This window comes from Solwaraspora sp. WMMD1047 (assembly GCF_029626155.1).
GTDB lineage: Bacteria > Actinomycetota > Actinomycetes > Mycobacteriales > Micromonosporaceae > WMMD1047.
Map to the genome: position 1 here is coordinate 1739156 of NZ_JARUBL010000001.1, position 19758 is coordinate 1758913.

Here is a 19758-nt window from a genome sequence, read left to right on the forward strand (position 1 = left end):
CTCAGCCAATCCTGTGCGGACCGTCGACGTCGATCTCGTCGCCGCCGGTGGCAGGAGCGACCCGCCCCGACGCATCGTCGTGAGGATGTCGCCCCGACAAGGACTTGGCCGGTCCGCCGGGCAGGGGACCCAGATACAGATCGGTGGGTGGATCGGGCGACAGGTAGAAGTGCCCGCCGGGACGGGCGACGTGCGCGAACCGGCCGTGGGTCAGGTCCGCCCACCGGGCGCGGTGCTCGGGGGTCACGTGGGTGTCCGACTCCCCGCCGACCACCAGCAGTTCGCATTCCAGGCGGGTGCCCTGGTGGTGTCGATAACGCTGGAGCATCGTGTAGTCGGCGCGCAGGTAGGGAAGGACGAGGGCGCGTACCCGTGGGTCTGCGAGCAGCTCAGAATCGGCCACCGTCCCGCCGAGGGAGACCAGCGAGCGTAGGGCCGCGTCGTCGTCCCACACGTCGAAGCCGGCGACACCGTCGAGTTCGTGCGGCGCTCGTGCGGCGGAGGCGACCACGCGCTCGACGGAGTGTCCGAACGACTCCAGCTCGCGCGCGACCTCGTAAGCCACGATCGCGCCCATGCTGTGCCCGAACAGCGTCGTGGGTCGGGCCGGGGCCGCTCGCAGCGACTCGCCGATGTCGGCGGCCATCTCCAGCACGCTGTCGGCGTACGGTTCGCGCAGCCGGTCGGCGCGGCCCGGGTACTGCACGGCGACCAGCGCCACGTCCGCGGGGAGCAGGGGCACCCACGGGCGGAAGAAGTTCGCCGATCCGCCGGCGTGCGGAAAGCACACCAGCCGACGGTGAGCCGCCGGGTCCGGCGTGAGGGTGCGCAGCCACCGGTCGTCACCCATCGCGTCGCTCCCCGGCCGCCGCGATCACCAGTTGCCGCAGCTCGTCGAAGCTCGCCACGCCGTACACGTCTTCGAATCCCAGCTCGATGCCGTAGGTGGCGCCCACGTCGTCGATGAAGCGGATCAGGTCCAGCGAGTTGCCTCCCGCGTCGAAGAAGCTCTCGCCCGCGCGGGGGTCCGAACCGGTACGGCGGAGCCAGAAGGCGGCGAGGTCCTCCGTGCTCGGCTCCTGCGGGGTGCCGTCGCCGTGCTCCAGGACACCGACGCGGTCAGCGAGCGCGTCACGGTCGACCTTGGACGAACCGGTGAGGGGGAACTCCTCGACGAACGTGATGTGGTCGGGCACCAGATAGGCCGGGACACGCTCGGCGACCCTCGTCCGGATGCCTTTGGCGTCCGGACCGTCGACATCGTCGGCGGCACGGACGAAGGCGACGACCCGGCGCTCGTGTCCTGAGCCGACGGGGACCGCGACCACCTCGGCGACCGCGGGGTCCGATCCGACGGCGGATTCCACCTCGGTGAGGTTGACGCGGACGCCTCTGACCTTGACTTCGAGGTCGGCACGACCGTGGAACTCGAGGACGCCGTCGGCACGCCGTGCCGCCCTGTCTCCGGTGCGGTAGAGGCGCGCTCCCGGAAGGGAGCTGAAAGGGTCCGGGATGAACCGCGCGTGGGTGGTCGCCGGGTCCTGCAAATATCCGTCGGCCAGCCGGTCACCGCCGAGGACGAGCTCGCCCACGACTCCCGGCGCGGTCGGCCGGAAATCGGCATCGACGACGTGGGCCGTGGCACCGGCGACGGCAACCCCGATGGGGACCGCGTCACCCGTTCCGTCCCACTCCTGGAGCCGGAAGGCGGTGCTGATGACGGTGTTCTCCGTCGGCCCGTAGCAGTTGACGATGTCGACGTCCGGGCACAGGGACTTCGCCGCGCGTGCCTGCCCCACGGGCATGATGTCGCCCCCGACGATCAAACGCCGGAGGCCGGCGATGGCCTGCGGGTACCGCTCGACCATGAGGGCGAACACGGCAGGTGTCAACACCGCCACCGTCACCCGGTCGTCGCCGAGCAGGTCGGCCGTCGAGCGCAGCGACAGACCGCTCCCCGGGGCGCACAGCACACCCGCGCCCACGAGCAGGGCCGACCAGATCTCCAGCATGGATGGGTCGAAGGTGAGGGTGGTGTGGACGAGGAAGGTGTCGTCGGCGCTCAAGCGCGTCGGGCTGTCCCGCAGAGCCAGGGCGCACAGCGCGCCCTGGGGGACGCACACCCCCTTGGGGACCCCGGTCGATCCCGAGGTGAACAGCACATAGGCCGTCGCGTCGGCCAGGTCGGCCGGGACGGTCTCCTGGTCCGCGGGTTGCCCCTGCTCGACCAGCTGTCGAAGGCGCTCGTGGGCCGGGGCGACGCCGGAGGGGAGGGTGTACGCGTCGGTCTCCACGACTAGCCGTACGGACGCCGCCGACACCGTCCCCGAGATCCGGTCCACGGGATGCTCGGGGGCCAGCGGCACCACGTGAGCTCCCACGATCCACGACCCGAGCATCGCGACGATGCTGTCCCGCGAACCGACGCCGAGTATCCCGACCGCGGATCCCCGCTCGACACCGCGGGCTCGCAGGGCTGCCGCCACGCGGTTGCTCTCGGACCAGACCTCGTCGAATGTCGCGCTGCCCCGCGGGTCCCGGATCGCGATCTTGTCAGGGTGCAGGCGCACCCGGCGTTCGAACGCCGTCGCGACACCTTCGAAATGCTCTCCCACTACGAGTCGTCTCCCCTGCGGCGACGGTCGAGCAGCCGCTCGACCAACGTGATCTGATCTTCGAGGGTCTGGGCTTCGACGAGGTCCGCGAGCTCGATGGTCACCGGCAACACCTTCTCCAGCCGACGGGCCAGACGGATCAGCGTCAGCGAGTCACCGCCCTGCGCCGTGAAGTCATCGCGCGGTCGCGGCGACGGGATGCCGAGGAACTCGGTCCACGCCGCGCGTACCTCCTCGGCTGGGGTACGCGCGGCGGGGTGCCCCACGACCTCGTGCTGTTCGGTCTGCGGTGCCGCTGTCTCGACGGTCAGCTCTGCCTCGGGCGCGACATGTCTCGGGCTGCCCGCGAAGGTGGAACCGGGAAGGTGCACCCGCCGCCCGGGTGGAGCGAGCGCGGCGAGGTCGACGGGCATTCCCTGGGCCCAGAGTGCCGCCACCGCCCGTGCCGGGGCGTCGTCGTCCTCGTGCGCGGCGCCCGTCAGGGGCACACATTCGATCCCGGCGGCCGTGGCCAGCCCGGACAGGGCGCGTCCGGGCCCGATCTCGACGGCGATCGCGTCGGGGAAGGTGCGCGCGATCGCGGCCAGGCCGTCGCCGAACCGCACCGTGCCCCTGGCGCTTCTGGCGAACATGTCCAGCCGGCGCCGAGAGCCCCGCTCGACCAGCACGCCGTCGACACAGCTCAGGAAGGGGATCTCGACCTCGTCGCCCCACTCGTCACCGGCGTACGCGAGGAGATCGTTCACCGCGGGCTCCATCAGCCGGCTGTGGAAGGCGTGGGAGGTCCGCAGGCGTCTGCCGGTGAGCCGGCCCAGGCGCCGCTCGACCTCGTCCACCGCCAGGTCGGTGCCGCTCAACACCTGTTCGCGCGGGCCGTTCGCCGCCGCCAGCTCCACGCCGCCGCCCGACGCCTCGATCAGCTCCCTGGCCTCGGCCGTCGAACACCTGACTGCCAGCATGGATCCCGGTGGACAGTCCTGCATCGACCGGCCACGCCGGGCGATCAGGCCTGCCGCCTGCTTCAGATCCAGCATGCCGGCGACGCAGGCCGCCGTCACCTCACCCACACTGTGGCCCGCCAGCGCGTCGGGGCGCAGGCCGAACCCTGCCAACGCCCTTGTCGCGGCGTACTCGATCGCGAACAGGCACGGCTGCGCCAGCGCGGTCGCCCGGATCCGGTCGTCGGGGAAGTGCTGATCGGTCAGGGCCGCACGGACCTGGTCGGCAAGCGTCGCATCGAAGTGGTGCAGGCACTGTTCGAGGTGGTCGGCGAAGCCGGGCAGCGACCGCTGGAAGGTCGTGGCCATTGCGGGACGCTGACTTCCCTGCCCGGGGAAGAGAAAGATCAGCGGACGCGTCGCTCCGCTTCGTGAGCGTCCTCGCGCGACCCCGCGACCGGAGCGAAGCTGCCGAGCGGCCTCCGCCGCGCTGCGCGCGACCAGGGCGAGCCGCTCGGTCTGCGGAGCCCGCCCGACGCGCAGGGTGAAGGCGACGTCGGCCAGCACGTCGTCGCTGTGCTCCAGATGCCGGGCCAGGCGCTCGGCATCGTGCTCGAGCGCTTCCGGACGCCCCGACGACTGGATGATCACGCTGAGCCGATCATCGCCGGAGCGCCGCGCCCGTGGCCGGACGGGCGGGGGCTGCTCGACGACGACGTGCGCGTTCGTTCCCCCGATGCCGAACGAGCTGACACCCGCGCGGCGTGGCTCGGGACCTGACCAGGGTCGGGCCTGCGTGGGGACGTCCAGTGGTGAGGCCGTCGTGCCGAGCAGGGGGTTGAGGCTGCGGAAGTTCGCCACGGGGGGGATGCGCCCATGGCGGAGCACCAGCGTGGCCTTGACGAGTCCGGCGAGGCCGGCGGCCGCGTCGAGATGCCCGATGTTGGCTTTGCTCGCGCCCACCGCGACCTGCCCGTCCGGGACACCCGCCTCGCTGAGCACGTCCGTCGCGGCCGACCACTCGATCGAGTCGCCCACCCGCGTCCCTGTGCCGTGCGTTTCCAGGTATCCGAGGCTGGTCGCCCGCACATCCGCGGAAGCGAGCGCCGACCGGATCGCGTCCGCCTGTCCCCGGGCGGCGGGCGCGCTGAAACCCGCCTTGGCAGCTCCGTCGTTGTTCACGGCTGAGCCGAGCAGCACACCGTGCAACGCGATCTCTTCGCCGACGTCCGCGAGGCGGCGCAGCACGACAGCCAGGACACCCGAACCGCCGACGACGCCGGTCGCGTCCGCGTCGAACGGGCGGCACAGGCCGTCCTTCGACATGATTCCGCCGCTGCTGTACCGGTGGCCCGCTGCCGGCCACCCCAGGGACGCGGCCACCACCACCGCCTGATCGCAGTCGCCGTTGGTAAGCGCCTGGATCGCCAGATGCACTGCCACCAGCGATGAGGAGCAGGCGGTCGAGACCGCCAACGCGGGCCCGGTGAGACCGAGCCGGTACGCGATCCGGGTGGCCATGAAGTCGCGCCCGGTGCCGACCTCGATCCGCTCGACGACGTCGGGGGCGAGATCCGGCCTGCGCAGCATCTGTGCCGCGTAGCGGCTCGGACTCGACGAGGCGAAGACCGCGGTACGCAGGTGGTCCGCCAGCGGACTGCGTCCGGCGTCCTCCAGCGCCGACCAGGTCGCCTCCAGCATGAGCCGGTGCTGGGGATCGGTCAGTTGCGCCTCGCGAGTGCTCATGCCGAAACGCTCGGCGTCGAAGCGGTCGATGTCGGCGATCAACCCGCGCACGGGTACGTAGTCAGGGGCCTGCGAGACGCTCGGTGTGACGCCGGCCGCGAGCAGCTGGGCAGGGTCGAGCCGAGTGGTCAGCGCCTCCCCCCGGCACACGGCGGCGAACCAGGCGTCGAGGTCCTCCGGCCCGGGAAGCCGCGCGCAGACGCCCGTCACCGCGATGTCGAGCGACCGATCCCTCATCGGGAGCCCTCGCCACGCCCTCGTTGCGCACGTCCGGCGGCGGCGAGTCGGGCCTGGCGCGGATCGGCCACCGGGCCGGCCTCAACCGCGCCGGTGAGGCGCCCGAACGCCGCACTCTGCGCCGCGACCGTGGTGGCCGTGAACAGATCGACGATGTCGATGGTGATGTCGAGCCGGTCTTCGATCTCCGCCTGGAGCAGCGGCACCAGCAGCGAGTGCCCGCCCGCATCGAAGAAGTTCAGGTCGTGGGCGACGGTCGGGACCTCCAGCACCTCGCACCACGCGGCATGGATCGCGGCCAGTACGCCGCCAGGTAGCTCCGCCGCCGCGAAGATGCGGTCGGCCCCGTCTGCCGAGCCGTTCCGCAGCGCCATGAGGGCGTCGCGATCCACCTTGCCGCGCGACGTTCGCGGTAGCCGGTCGACACGATGGAGGAGGCTCGGCACCATCGGCGGTGGCAGCAGCTCCCCGAGCCGCGTACGGATCGATTCGACGTCGCGATCGCCGTCGACGACCACGAACGCCTCCAGCGTGGAGCCGCTCGGCGCGACGAGCACCGCGGTGTCCACCACACCTTCCAGCGACCGTGCCGACGACTCGACCGCGCCGAGGTCGACACGATGTCCCCGCAGCTTGACGATCTGGTCGCGACGTCCGAGGATGCTCAGCCCGCCGTCGTCGTTCCAGCGGACCCAGTCCCCGGTCCGATACATCCGGGACGGCTGCTCCCTGAAGGGGTCGCGGACGAACACCCGATCGGTGAGTTCCGGCTTGCCCAGGTAGCCCCGAGCGACGCGCTCGCCGCCGATGTACAGCTCGCCCACGGCGCCCTTCGGCATCAGGTTGCCGTGTCGATCGAGGACGTAGAGGTGCGAGCCGGGTGCGGCCCCGCCGATGTCGACCCGCTCGCCCGGTCGCAGGCGGCGGAACGTGCTCCAGACGGCCGTCTCCGTCGGGCCGTACTCGTTGACCAGGTCGCCTCCGGGATGCCAGGCGAAGTGCCAGGCCGCTGTCGCATCGGGCAGCGACTCGCCGGCGGTGATGACGGTCGACAGCGACGCCGGGGGGGACAGGCCGTCCCGGTCGGCCGTGTCGAGCACAGCAGCGTAGAGCGCCGGGACGCTGAGCATGATCGTCACCGAGTGGCGCCGGATCGCCTCGAGGATGCGGCGTGGATCCCTGACCTCGTCGGTGTCGGCGACGACGAGGCATCCGCCTGCCGTCAGCGTGCCCCACAGTCCGGCCATCGAGGAGTCGAACGACAGCGGTGAGAGCAGGAGGAACGTGTGCGTACCGGGGTAGACCATGTGGCGTGCCGCCGTCGAGTTCGCCAGTGCGGCGTGCTCCACCACCACCCCTTTGGGCTCCCCGGTCGTCCCCGACGTGTAGATCACATATGCGCAGTCGCCGAGCCGGGCCTCGGGCAGCGGCACGAGGGGCGCCTCGTGGTCGACATCGCTGTGCGGCCCGACGGTCTTCACGCCGGGGAAGTCCGCCGACTCGGTCACCAGCAGGTCGATCCCGGCGTCGGCGAGGACCGCGTGGATGCGCGCCGGCGGATCGCTCGGCTGTAGTGGCACGTAGGTGGCTCCCGCACGCAGCACGGCGAGCACCGCCACCACCGCATCCGCCGACGGCGACAGGTGCACGCCGACCCGGGTCTGCCGGCCGACGCCATGCCCGTGCAGGACGTGCGCCATGGCCAGGGAACGCCGTTCCAGCTCGGCGTAGGTGAGCGAGTCCGGTCCGGCCACCACGGCCATCCTGTCCGGCCATCGGCCGGCCATGTCGACCACCTGCTCGTGGACGGGTCGGAGGTCGCCCACCACCTCGACTCCCCGCCCCAGTTCCAGGAGGTGGCGGCGTTCCTCGTCCGAGACGACGAGGTCGTTCGAAGCGTCATCCGACGCGGCGATCCGTTGCAGGACCGATCGCACGCTACTCAGCAGACCACGGATGTCCTGCTCGGCATGGCGTTCCCGCCGGTAGACCGCGACGAGCTCGGCCGCGTCGCCGTCTTCGCGCAGGGTCAACGTGAGTTCGTACTGCGAGACCCGCACCGGCGTGTCGAGGGGCTGCACGCGCAGGCCCGCGACGTCCGGGACTGTCCGGGTGGGCTCGAAGTTGAACAGCACCTGGAACACCGGCGTCGTACCGGTGTCGGTCCCGCGATGGACACGACGTACGAGCTGGTCGAAGGGAATCGACCGGTTCTTGTACGACCTGAGGAGGCTGGCGTGGGTTGCCCGCACGAGGTCGGTGACGGAGGCGTCCGCGAGATCGCCCAGGCGCACCGGCACCGGGTTGACGAAGGTGCCGATCGTGTCCGCGAAACGAGCGGAGCGGGTGTCCATCGACGCGCCCACCAGAAGGCTTTCGGTGTCGCGGTAACGGGCCAGGGTCAGTGCGAATGCCGCCAGGCCGACCACGTGCGGTGTGGTGCGGTTGCCGCGCGCGAGATCGCGGATCGCCGACCACGTCTCGGGCGACAGCCGCTGCGTCACGGTCCCGGCACTCTTGTCCTGTGACAGGCTGTGCAACGGCAACCCCAGCGGCGTGGAGTCGCTCTCCTGTCGGAGGCGGAGCTCCGCCACCCATCGGTCGACAAGGGAGGGCTCGACAGTTCCGGCCGCCTCCTGCTCGATGTAGTCGCGATAGGACGCACCCGCGGGCGTGCCGGGGCGGCCGCTGTATGCGGTGAACAGGCCCTCGATGACGATGTCCAGCGACCTGCCGTCCAGCACGGCATGGTGGGCGCTGACCACCATCACGTGTTCCTCGGAACCGAGCCGCAGGAGCGTCAGGTCGACAAGCGGCTCCTTGTCCAGCATGAACACACGGCCGACCGCCGACTCCAGTTCCGCTGGCAGTGCCTCGGGTGCGACCGCGCGAAGGGACATCGCCATGTCCTCGACCGGCCAGTAGTCGCGACTCGGCTCGGCGGACGCGTCCGACAGGCGCAGTCGCAACTCGTCATGGGTCCTCAACACAGCGCGCCAGGCAGCGGCAAGACGCTCGGGGTCGACGGCGCCGATCAACCGGGCCGCCCAGACCACGGTGAACTCGGCGCTGGCGGGATCGACCTTGTAGGCGAACCACATTCGGCTCTGTGCTGACGACAGGGCAGGGACAGACTTCCGGATCACCTTTCGAACCCCCCGTTTTGCGCGAGTACTCACGATGTCGTCCGGTGTGAGGTCGCGGAGCGAACTCTAGCCGCTGCCCTGCCGAAGGTACAGATCGTATTCACGAAGTCCACGTTGACCAGTGTCGATTCGTGCCGGTGGCGCTGTCGAGCGGGACGCGCCCGACCCGAGGTGTCTTTCGACGAACCGGTGTTCCCGGAGCAGGGCGTCGACGACGTGGTCGGGATTGCGCAGGCCGTGCCCTTCGCCCTCGTAGGTCACGAGTTCGACGGGTGTGCCGACGTGCCGGAGCTCCTCGGCCAGCCTGCGCGATTGGGAGTGCGGCACGATCGCGTCGTCACGTCCGTGAATGAGAAGCGTGGGGGTACGCAGATTGCCGACGTTTGTCAGCACGGAGCGGCGCTCGTACTCCGCCCGACCGGCAGGCCAGGGGGCGATCAGCCCATCCAGATAGCGGGACTCCATCTTGTGGGTGTTCGCCGGCAGCGAACTGGGATCGACCACCCCGCACAGGCTGGTCACGGCCGCGAAGTCGGGCACGCTCTGGGCCGCGCGCAGAGCCGTGAAGCCACCGGAACTGAGGCCGCGGATCGCGATCCGACGGGGATCGACCCTGCCCTGCGCGACGAGGTGGCGGGCGGCGCTGATCGCGTCGGCGACGTCGAGATGACCCCACTGCTGCTGGATGGCCTGCCGGTAGGCGCGGCCGTGCCCCGCACTGCCTCGATAGTTGACCTCCACCACCGCGTACCCTCGGCTGGTCCAGAACTGCACCCCATTGTCGAGCAGACCCGTGAATCCCACCGTCGGCCCCCCGTGGCACGACACGATGAGCGGCGGCGGGCCTGCGCTGTTCGCGGGCTCGTAGTGGATGGCGTGAGCGAACGAACCGTCGTGGGTCGGGAACCTCAGGCGTTCGGGCATGCTGATGCGATCAGGGCGGCGTGCCGCGGCGTCGCGCAGCAGCCGCAGGCTTCCGCGGGACAGCTCGGACACTTCAAGCGGCTGCACGGCGGATCCGCCGAGGATCGTGACGTCGGCGCCCGAACCTGCCACGCCTTCGACCACCCACGCCGTGCCCGGCAGGGTCTCGAGTGGTCCACGGGGCGTGATCCTGTGGATGACGTCCCCGCCGGCGTCGCGAGCGGCGGCGACGATGCTGCCGCCGTCCACGAACGCGTAGGTGGCCAATCCGCAGGACCAGTCGGGTCGACCGAACTCGGCCGGCATCGGCGCCAGGGGGCGCAGACTGCCGTCGACCCCGTCGGCGGCGTACAGGTTCCACCAACCGCTCTCGTCGTGGATCACGTGCAGGACGCCGGAGGGGCTGTAGCGCGGCTGGGTGAAGGAGATGCCGGGTCGCCCGTCGACGACGAGGTCGCCCGCCGGTCCGAGCTCATGGAGCACCGACTGGTCCCAGGGCATGTGCGGGTGGTCCCAGGCCACGTAGGCGATCCTGCTGCCGTCGGGGCTGACCGCGGGAGCGCCGTAGAAGTCGTGGCCCGATGCGACCACCTCGATCCGCCCGCCCCCGTCCGTCGTGACCGAGACGATGTCGTGACTTACGCCCGTCGCGAGGTCCCGTTCGCGGACCGCGTAGACAAGGCTGCCGTCAGGGCTGGGCGCCGGGGCGGCGTAGCGCGTCAGCTCGTCGGCCGGTGGTGCGAGAAGGGTGACCTCACCCGCCGGCGAACAGCGGTACAGCAGCTGATCGTTCGCGTCGACAAAGAAGACAGTGCGCCCGGAGACGGCGTAGGGACGAGACCCGTAGCCGTAGACGCCGGACCCCACCCTGATGTCGCCCGGCAACGCGGGACGCACCTGGGCGGATCCGTCGGAGCACATGAGACGCCCCGGGGAGCCGGAGTCCCGAGCGGTCTCCACCCAGTAGGACCGATGTCCGACCCTGCTCACGAAGCTCAGCTCACGCACGCCACGGACCAGGTCCACGGCGGGAACAGGCTTGCGGCTCGCCTCAGCCGCCGGAGGATGAGAGTTCATCAGACGCCCGACGTTAACAGAACCGGTCGGCGTGCGGGCTGCCCGGACCCCGATGGACGATCTCGGGCTATGGATGCCCACCGATATCACGGGCCGAAATCTGTACGCGCCGTCGAGTAGAGTGCGTACGCGCCGCGCCGGGCAGCGCAGGGGACCAGGAGAGGAAGCCGCTCAAGCATGCAGCCCTTGACCTCGCCTGATCTGGCAGATCCGCGGCTCTACGCGCAGAGCGCTCATCTTGAACTGTGGCGACGCGCCCGCCGCGAGCATCCGCTGCAACGGGTCGAGTCGGACACCCAGGGGCCGTTCTGGTCCATCACGACGCATGCCCTGGCCACGCGGGTCCTGGACGATCCGAACACCTTCACGTCTACTCGCGGCATGAGGTTGGGCGCCCGGCCCGCCGGCGTGGCCGCCGCCGCGGACCGCATGCTGGTCGTGGCCGACGGAGAAGCTCACGCGCGCATCCGTGGCGCTCATGCGCCCTGGTTCACCAGCAAGAACGTCAAGCTCGTCGGCGACGCCCTGTCCGGCCGACTGGACGCCCTGCTGCGACCGCTGGCCACGGGGGAGCCGGTCGACATCGTCGCGGAGTTGGCCGACGCCGTGCCCACCTACGTGATGGCGGAGATGCTCGGCACCGACCTGGCCGAGACGAGCGAACTCAGCAGGCAGGTGCGCACCAGCTTCGAAGAGTCGTCAGGGCCTGCGGACACCGAGGACCCGGTCGAACACGCCGCCGCCGGCGCCAGGGTGTTCGGGTACTTCCACAAGCTGGTGCGCGCGCGACGGACGAGTCCGGGCGATGACGTCGTCAGTCAGCTCATGAGACCGCTGGCCGACGGCACGCACCTGACGAGCCAGGAGCTGTTGCTCAACTGCGACGGACTGGTAAATGGCGGGCTCGGCACCTCCCGGCACGCCGTGTCGGGCACCGTCGAGGCGTTCGCGCGCCACCCGGACCAGTGGGCGAGGCTCCGCGAGGACCCCTCCCTCCTGAGCGGCGCGGTCGAAGAGGTGCTGCGGTGGGCCTGTCCACCGATGCACGTGATGCGCACGGCGACGACGGATGTCGAGCTGGCGGGCAAGAAGATCGCAGCGGGGGAACGGGTCGTGGTCTGGCTGCCCTCGTGCAACCGCGACGAGGCGGTTTTCGCCGATCCGGACTCGTTCAGGATCGAACGACGGCCGAACCCGCATCTCAGTCTCGGTGCCGGTGCCCACTACTGCATCGGCGCGGCCGTGGGCCGTCTCGAGATCCGTGTGCTGCTGCAGGTGATGCTCGCCCGGATCGAGCGCCTCGAACTGTGCGGCGAGGCTGCCCGGAGTGCCTCCACCTTCCTGAACGGGGTCGACCGGCTCGATGTCCGGATGATCCCGCTACCCGCCCGGCGGTGACAGCTCTCGAACCTCCCGCCTCACACGGCCGACCGGTCCACGTCAGACGGTCGCATGCCGGTGTAGCTGCTTGTCGTTGTCGGACACCCGAAGCGGGTGTGGACGGGTGGCGGCTGCGCCGGTCGGGTCTGAAGACGACACGGACGGTTTGTCACGGCACGTCGAGAGTCCTCCGGACGCGATAGCATTCGATCGAGCCGGGCGGCGCTTGTGGATCGAGGTGCCGCCCGTTTCGAGCATGGGATTCGTTCGGGGGTGTCTGTGGATGCGGGAGCTGCCGGAGCCGGTCGGTGACCCCGATACCAGATCGGCCACCCGCTTCATGCTGTGGCTGGCACGCGGCCAAGCTCGTGGACTGCTGGCTGCCACGGTGTTCGGCGTCACCACGATGGTGGCGACCGCGCTGGTGCCGGCGGCCATCGGCCGGGCGATCGACAGCGGGTTGGACGCCCGTGACCCGGGCGCGCTGATGGCGTGGACCGGGGTGGTGCTCGCCCTCGGCGCCGTGCAGACCACGACGGCGATGCTGCGTCACCGGGCGGTCGCCCGCAACTACCTCGCCGGAGCCTTCGCGACCGTGACCCTGACCGTGCGGAAGATCGTCCAGCTCGGAAACACCCTTCCCAAGCGGCTGGCATCAGGCGAGGTCCTGAGCATAGGGGTGTCCGATGCAGACCGCATCGGCGACGCCATGGTGATCACCGGAAGGGGCGTCGGCGCGCTGGCCGGCCTGGTCGTGGCGGGGAGCCTGCTGATCTCCACCATTCCCGAGGCGGGGTGGGTCGCGGTGGCAGCGGTGCCGTTCGCCGCCTTCGGGATCGGCCGGCTCCTCCGGCCGCTGCACAGCAGACAGCAGGACCAGCGGACGGAGCAGGCCGGTCTCGCGACCCGGGCCTCCGACATCATCGCCGGCCTGCGAGCGTTGCGCGGCATCGGGGGCGAGGACGTTTTCCTCGACCGCTACCGTGCGCAGTCACAGGCGACGATGAGAGCCGGGATCAGGGTGGCCATGGTCGACGCCCTGCTCGTCGGATACAAGGCACTGCTGCCGGGACTCCTCGTGGCACTCGTCGTCTGGGTCGGCGCCCGGCGGGCGATCAGCGGCGCGATCACGCCGGGGGAGCTGGTGGCCGCCTACGGCTACACCGCGTACCTCCTCTCGCCGTTCGGCACGCTGACCGCGATGGCCGGCAAGTGGGCCAAGGCTCACGTCGCCGCCGAACGACTGGTGCGGCTGCTGAACATCGAGCCCGAGATAACCGACGTGGCGGGCGCCGGCCAGGTCCAGCTCCGAGGGCGGTCACCACAGCAGGTCGTCGATGTCGAGTCGGGTCTGACCCTCGCGCCCGGAACGTTCACGGCGGTGACGGCGACAGATCCCGGGGACGCCATCGCCATCGCCCACCGGATCGGTCGGCTCAGCGATGACGGCCGGGTGCTGTACGGCGAGCAGAAACTCACCGACCTGCCACTCGACGTCCTCCGCAAGACGATCATCGTCGCCACCCCCGAGGACCGGTTGTTCTCCGGCACACTCCGCGAGCAGCTCGACCCGCACGCCGGCAGGCGCCAGACCGCGGGCAGGTCCCGGGACGCGGCGATCACCGACGCCATCGACGTGGCGGCGGCAGCCAACATCGTCGACGACCTTCCGGCAGGCCTCGACTCCTACCTTCACGCGGCAGGCCAGGAACTGTCCGGGGGCCAGCTCCAGCGGCTGCTGCTGGCACGGGCGCTGATCACCGAGGTGCCGGTGCTGGTGCTCGTCGAGCCGACGACCGCGGTGGACGCGCACACGGAGGCTGAGATCGCCTCGCGCCTCGGTCCCGCGCGGGCAGGCAAGACCACGATGGTAGTGACGTCGAGCCCGATCGTGCTCGCCCGGGCCGACCGGGTGGTCATGGTCTGCGCGGGACGCGTGGCCGCCGAAGGCACCCACACCGAGCTGCTGAGCACACATCCCGAGTATGCGCGCACCGTGGCGAGGGACGGCCAGTGAACGTCGCACCGACCCGGCCGATCCTGCCCGTCGCGACAAAAAGCGACCTTCGCCGATATCTGCGGACGCTTGTGAGGCGTTTCCCGTGGCGGTTTCTCGCTATCCTGGGCCTGCAAGCGTCCGCGGTGGCCACGGCGCTGATCCCACCGCGGCTTCTCGGCTCCGTCGCACAGGATCTGGCAGGCCATCGCGCCACCCAGGCGCAGGTGGCATGGTACGCGCTCGCGATCGCCGGCCTCGCCGTCGCGCAGGCGCTGCTCCTGGCCTTCGCGGCACGAGCCTCGGCGGTTCTCGGTGAGCTGGTGCTGGCCGAACTCCGCGAGGACTTCGTGGACAGCGTGCTGCGACTGCCACTGTCGACCATCGAGCGGGCAGGCAGTGGCGATCTCACGACGCGGACCACGCGTGACGTCGACGCCATGGTGAAGTCGATCAGGTCGGCCGTCCCCGAGGTGCTCATCGCGATCGTGAGCGCGGGGATGCTGGTGGTCGCCATGGTGGTGAACGGGCCGCTGCTCGCCCTGCCGATCCTGATCGTCGTCCCGACGCTGCTCTTTGCGGGGCGCTGGTACCTACGCCGAGCGGGTGACGCCTATCTGGCCGAGAACGCGTCCTGGGGAGAACTGACCGAAGGCATCTCCCAGAGTGCCGACGGCGCTCGCACGATCGAGGCGTTCGACCTGGCGCGACAGCGGGTGGAGCAGACCGACGGCGATCTGCGTCGGGCGTGGCGCGCCGAGAAGGCCACGTTGCGCCTGCGCACCTTCTTCTTCCCCCAGGTCGACGGAAGCTTCGCGGTCCTGCTCAGCGCCACCCTGGGTCTGGGCGGGTGGTTCGTCCTGCGAGGTTGGGCCACCATCGGATCTCTGGTGGCCGCGACCGTCTATGCGCAGATGCTGTCCCACCAGCTCGGCCAGATCCTGAGCTACGTCGACGAGTTGCAGGTCGCGGCCGGTTCCCTGGCCAGGCTGCTCGGTGTGGCGCAGGTGCGACCCGATCGCGAGATCCGCCCCGCCACCGTGCAGGACGAGCGGGTGGTGGCCAGCTCCCTGCGCTACTCCTACGACTCGGCCGCGGAGGTGCTGCGCGGGATCGACCTGGAACTCCGACCGGGTCAGACCCTGGCGATCGTCGGGCCGAGCGGCGCGGGCAAGTCGACCCTCGCGCGCCTGCTCGCCGGAATCCACCCGCCGAGCGGCGGGTCGGTGACCGTCGGTGGCGTGCCGCTCGTCGACCTGCCGCTCGGGGACCTGCGGGGCCACGTGGCGCTGCTGACCCAGGAACACCACGTCTTCATGGGCACGCTGCGGGAGAACGTCGTGCTCGCCGATCCGGCAGCCACCGACGCCCGGGTGCGCGACGCCCTGGTCGCGGTCGACGCGTGGAAGTGGGTCGAGCAGTTACCCGCCGGCCTGGACACCATGGTCGGCTCGGGTCGGCACCGGATAACCGGCGCGCAGGCGCAGCAGATCGCGCTCGCCCGTCTGATCGTCGCCGATCCGCACACCTTGGTCCTCGACGAGGCGACGTCGATGCTCGATCCGAGCTCGGTGCGGAACCTGGAGAGGTCGCTCAGGGCCCTGCTCGACGGCAGGACGGTGGTGTCGGTCGCGCACCGCCTGCAGGTGAGCCGGGACGCGGATCGCATCGCGGTCGTCCGCGACGGCCTGATCGTCGAGCTGGGTTCACATCAGGAACTCATCGAGGCGGGGCGCGAGTACGCCGAGCTGTGGAAGTCCTGGCAGGGAGCCGGCAAGGCCACCTGAGCCGGCAGCCCGAGGCGGGGTCGTCCCGACCGAGGCGGCCGCCCGTCAGGAGCCCGCGACACAGCACCGGGCGAGATCTTTGGCGAACTGCTCGACGAAGGCACTCTCGTACATTCCCTGCGCGCACGAGCAGTCGAGCACGCCGGTGCCGTCCTTGTAGAGGAAGAGCAGCATCGCCAGACCGGGCTGGTGGTAGTCCCCCGCGACGATGGGCAGCGACTCCCTGGTGAGCGGCACACCGTCAAGCTGGATCCCCGGGCCCTGGGTGTTGACGTTGAGGTAGCCGTAGGTGCTGGGCTTCCTGACGTAGGCGTCGGGGAACCGGGCGCGGACGTACTCCTCGTGGCTGAACATGCTGTGCTGGACCGCTTCCAGCATTCCGGCGCGGACCTTCGGCGCGAGCGACGAGACGGTGTCCTGCGCATCCACCGCGACGCGCAGCATCATCCGATTCGAGCAGTACGCGACCAGCTCCTGCGTCTGCGGCCACAGGCGTCGCGAGGTCGCGAAGTGGAAGCGGACGTCGGCGGGGTGCCCATGGGATCGCAGCGTCACGGCCGTGGCCGCGGAGGCCAGCATGGAAGGCGTCAGACGCAGCGCCGCGGCGCTCTTCTTCAACCGGTCGACGTCGTCGACCGACAGGTCCACCTGGTGACTGATGTAGGGAGCCAGCGAATCGCACTGCCCCAACTCGGGCAGGTCCAAGCCCGGATAGGCGCCGAGACCGGCGTTCTGCTCGTCCCACCATGACAGCGCCCGTCGGCCCACCTCGGAGGCGATCCAGGCGCGCTCGGCGCGGGCGAAGCCGGCCGCGTTGCTGACCAGCTCGTCGAATGCCGAGGGCGGCTGGTCGAGCAATCCCTCGTACACCCTGGTCAGGTCGGCGAACAGGACCCGGACACCGGCGGGATCGATGATGCTGTGCTCGATCGACAATCCGAACGTGTCCGCGTCGGCACGGTGCAGGACGACCGCCCGGACGAGCGGCCGCTCGTCCGGTGAGAACGGCCGCTGTAGCCACGCGTAGGCCTCGGCGGCAGCGCCGTCGGGGTCGGCATCCGCGGCCATCTCACGCAGCGGCCAGGCCGCCTCGTCGGGCAGCAGGCAGCCGACCGTGTCGATCGAGTCGTCGGCGAGGAAGTAGGTCCGGAGGCTGCTGTGCCGGCGGGCGACGAGGCGGAGCGCCAGGGCGAGCCGGGGCACGTCAAGGCGGCCGGGGTAGGCGAATGCGTAGACCATCGGGTGCTTCCACCAGCGGTCCGGCCCGCGCAGGACGGCCAGCCGTTTGGTCTGGGTGGTCGTCGCCGGAATGCGAGTCTCACCCTCGTTCTGGTCGGCTTCGGCGAAGCCCCAGAGGTCCGAGCCGGCGGTCACCGGGAACTCCTTCGGTCCGAGACGAGCGGTTGCGCGCACTCGGCGCGAGCTGGATCGGCCGAGGCGTCGACGTCCTCGCCGGACCACTCCGCCATCCGGTGCAACCTGGCGATGAACGCATCGGCCGCAGCCTCGTCGGCGACCGTGAGGTACACCTCGAGGCATCCGGGGCTGGCACACTCCTCGGGGTCCAGGACCTCGATGACGCCGGGGACGACCGACACGCGCTCCAGCAGACCGTCCCGCGCGGGTAGCCGGGTGCGTCCGATCGTCTGCGGGTGCGGCTGTCGGACCGGCGGTGCCGCAGGCTCCCCGAGCGAGACTCGGACGAGCTCCTCCCACAGGTCCACCCCCAGGGCGTGCAACACCATCCGGGCGATGCCCATGCCGCCGGGCCTGATGGCCACCTCGCCGACCACCGGCCCTGACGGGGTGCGGAACACCTCCAGGTGCGTCACCCCCGCCTCGATGCCGAGCGCCGCGGCCACGCGCCGGTGCAGGTCGAGGACCTCCAGCGAGAACGGCTCGGTCTGGTCCACGACGCATCCGGCGTCCGCGTAGGGCGAGGTCTGCAGCGGTGGGATGAAGTAGCGGGACACTGCCGCCAGCGTCACCTCGCCGTCCTGCACGACACCGTCGCAGTGGTACTCCTGGGTGAACCGCACCGCTTTCTCGACCTGGATCGGCAGCCGCAGTCCCGCGAGATCGGCGAAGGCGCCGTCGCGGTGCCGCTCGGCGAATTCGTCGAGGGTGTGGATGTGGTAGGTGTAGTTGGAGCCGGTGCCGAGAACGGGCTTGACGACGACGGGCCATCCGGTCCGCAGGGCCGCTCGGGGCACTTCGTCGAGGGTGGCGACCTGGGCGTACGCGGTGACGGGCAGACCCGCGGCCCGCAGCCTGTCCTTCATCGCCCGCTTGTGCGCGCTCCACAGGGACTGGTCGAATCCCGGTCCCGGGACGCCGAGCAGGGAACGGACCAGGCCCGCGGCGATCACGCTCTTCTCCGTGGCGGCGATCACGTGGTCGACGGGTCCGTATGCGGCCAGCTCATAGGCTGCCGCCTGGACCTGTGTCAGGTCCGCGAAGTTGTCGACAAGCGCCAGTCGATGGCCGTCGTAGACGTCGGCATTCGCGGGTCGTGTCATGACGCGCAGGTCCACATCGGTGCGGGCGCGCAGCACGCGCAGGACCTCGGGTCGATCCGAGTTGAGCAGCAGCACCTGCTTCTTGGTCACCACCACCGTCACCGGCCCGTCTCGATCAGCACCCGAGCGGCCAGATCCTCGCAGGCGGCCGCTGCATCGGCGGCGTCCACGCCGTCGACCATGACGTAACCAGCTCGGTCGTCCGTGGTCTGACCCGGACTGACGGCATCGCCGACCGCGACCTTGAGGTGAATGTCCGCCGTCGTGCCGGCGATGTCCGGGACGACGATGCGACGGACCGTTCCGGCCGGCGGCATGAGGAAGCGGATGGCGGCACCACCCCGGGCGACCGGCGCGTCGTCGGGCGGCGGCAGCAGACCGAGTGGGCAGCCCGCGGTGAGCGCCAGCATGTCCAGTCCGTAGACCCGCCGCAGCAGTTCGCTGATCTTGTCACCGCCGAGGCGGTTGTGCGACTCGATGATGCGTGGACCCTGAGCGGTGATCCTGATCTCCGTATGGGCAGGTCCCTCGATCAACTTGATCACGTCGAGGGCCGCGCGCACGAGCGCGTCGACCTCCGCCAGAACGGATGCGGGCAGGGCGCTGGGCTGCGTGTGGCCGACCTCCACGAACGACGCGCTCACCAGCTTGTCGGTCACGGCGAGCAGGGCGTGCCTGCCCTCGTGGGAGAAGGTCTCGACGCTTACCTCAGGCCCGTCGAGGTACTCCTCGGCGATCGGGTTTACACCGCCTGCCGCCTCGAACGCACGCCACGCGTCCGCGGCATGGTCGGCCGTCGCCACGCGGATCACCGCATCGCTGCCGGTGCCCTCCGCGGGTTTCACGATGACCGGCCCGCCGACCATCCGGCAGAACGAGCCGAGCTCGGCATGGTTAGCCGGCGCGGCGACCCGGACAGGGCTGACGCCGTGCGCGTTCAGGACCTCTCGCATACGCCGCTTGTCGCGCAACAGGCCCACCGTGTGCACCGAATTGCCCGGCACCTGGAGCCGCTCGCCGGCCGCGGCCGCGGGCAGCAGACCGAGCTCGGTCAGCGACATCACCCGGGCGAAGGGGCGCTCGGCGTGCAGGGGGGCCAGCGCCGCGTGCAGCGCGTCGAAGTCCGCCAGGTCCACCGCGATCGCCAGGTCGGCCTCGGCGGCCACCGACGGCGTCGGCTTGAACGTGTCATGGACGAACACCGTCTCGATGCCGAGGGCACGCGCCGCGCCCACCAACATGGGCGCGCCCGCGATCACGGCGATCCGCGGTGTCGCGGCGGGCTGGTCGGCGGATGTCGTCACGTGCGCTCCAGCTGCTCGGCTCCGCGAATGTCCGCGGCGCACTCCAACAGCGTCGGCAACGGCGGCCCCCCTCGTCGATGCGGCACGAT

Annotated in this window: 11 protein-coding genes; 3 read left to right on the forward strand and 8 right to left on the reverse strand. The window is 70.6% G+C overall.

The window, feature by feature from the left end:
• Position 1: 1 nt before the first annotated feature.
• The 5 genes from O7627_RS08160 to O7627_RS08180 are packed head-to-tail and all read right to left on the reverse strand — an operon-like array spanning position 2 to position 10503.
• A complete protein-coding gene (locus tag O7627_RS08160) occupies positions 2-850 on the reverse strand; it encodes an alpha/beta fold hydrolase (RefSeq protein WP_278092890.1) in 849 nt (282 codons plus the stop codon).
• Positions 843-2615: a non-ribosomal peptide synthetase gene (locus tag O7627_RS08165; protein ID WP_278092891.1), complete on the reverse strand. Its 1773-nt coding sequence runs from the start codon at positions 2613-2615 to the stop codon at positions 843-845. The genes O7627_RS08160 and O7627_RS08165 overlap by 8 nt, the downstream gene beginning before the upstream one ends.
• Positions 2615-5536, reverse strand: coding sequence for a beta-ketoacyl synthase N-terminal-like domain-containing protein (locus O7627_RS08170; RefSeq protein ID WP_278092892.1), 2922 nt, complete (start codon positions 5534-5536; stop codon positions 2615-2617). The genes O7627_RS08165 and O7627_RS08170 overlap by 1 nt, the downstream gene beginning before the upstream one ends.
• Positions 5533-8715, reverse strand: coding sequence for an amino acid adenylation domain-containing protein (locus tag O7627_RS08175; RefSeq protein ID WP_347404644.1), 3183 nt, complete (start codon positions 8713-8715; stop codon positions 5533-5535). Before O7627_RS08175 ends, O7627_RS08170 begins: the two co-directional genes overlap by 4 nt.
• A 33-nt stretch (positions 8716-8748) precedes the next feature.
• Positions 8749-10503: a prolyl oligopeptidase family serine peptidase gene (locus tag O7627_RS08180; protein ID WP_278092894.1), complete on the reverse strand. Its 1755-nt coding sequence runs from the start codon at positions 10501-10503 to the stop codon at positions 8749-8751.
• A gap of 357 nt (positions 10504-10860) precedes the next feature.
• On the opposite strand from O7627_RS08180, the gene O7627_RS08185 reads away from it, so the two are divergent.
• From O7627_RS08185 to O7627_RS08195, 3 genes are all read left to right on the forward strand, one after another.
• Positions 10861-12081 carry a cytochrome P450 gene (locus O7627_RS08185; RefSeq protein WP_278092895.1) on the forward strand — a complete coding sequence of 407 codons (1221 nt, stop codon included), beginning with the start codon at positions 10861-10863 and terminating at the stop codon, positions 12079-12081.
• 265 nt (positions 12082-12346) lie between these two features.
• Positions 12347-14080, forward strand: a complete 1734-nt coding sequence (locus tag O7627_RS08190) for an ABC transporter ATP-binding protein (protein WP_278092896.1) — start codon at positions 12347-12349, stop codon at positions 14078-14080.
• 71 nt (positions 14081-14151) lie between these two features.
• Positions 14152-15846 carry an ABC transporter ATP-binding protein gene (locus O7627_RS08195; protein WP_347404645.1) on the forward strand — a complete coding sequence of 565 codons (1695 nt, stop codon included), beginning with the start codon at positions 14152-14154 and terminating at the stop codon, positions 15844-15846.
• A gap of 45 nt (positions 15847-15891) precedes the next feature.
• On the opposite strand, the gene O7627_RS08200 is transcribed toward O7627_RS08195, so the two are convergent.
• The 3 genes from O7627_RS08200 to O7627_RS08210 are packed head-to-tail and all read right to left on the reverse strand — an operon-like array spanning position 15892 to position 19669.
• Positions 15892-17220 (reverse strand): condensation domain-containing protein, encoded by a 1329-nt coding sequence (locus tag O7627_RS08200; RefSeq protein ID WP_278092898.1) that lies wholly within the window; start codon positions 17218-17220, stop codon positions 15892-15894.
• A complete protein-coding gene (locus O7627_RS08205) occupies positions 17217-18467 on the reverse strand; it encodes an ATP-grasp domain-containing protein (protein WP_278092899.1) in 1251 nt (416 codons plus the stop codon). Before O7627_RS08205 ends, O7627_RS08200 begins: the two co-directional genes overlap by 4 nt.
• A complete protein-coding gene (locus tag O7627_RS08210) occupies positions 18464-19669 on the reverse strand; it encodes an ATP-grasp domain-containing protein (RefSeq protein ID WP_278092900.1) in 1206 nt (401 codons plus the stop codon). The genes O7627_RS08205 and O7627_RS08210 overlap by 4 nt, the downstream gene beginning before the upstream one ends.
• Positions 19670-19758 lie beyond the last annotated feature (89 nt).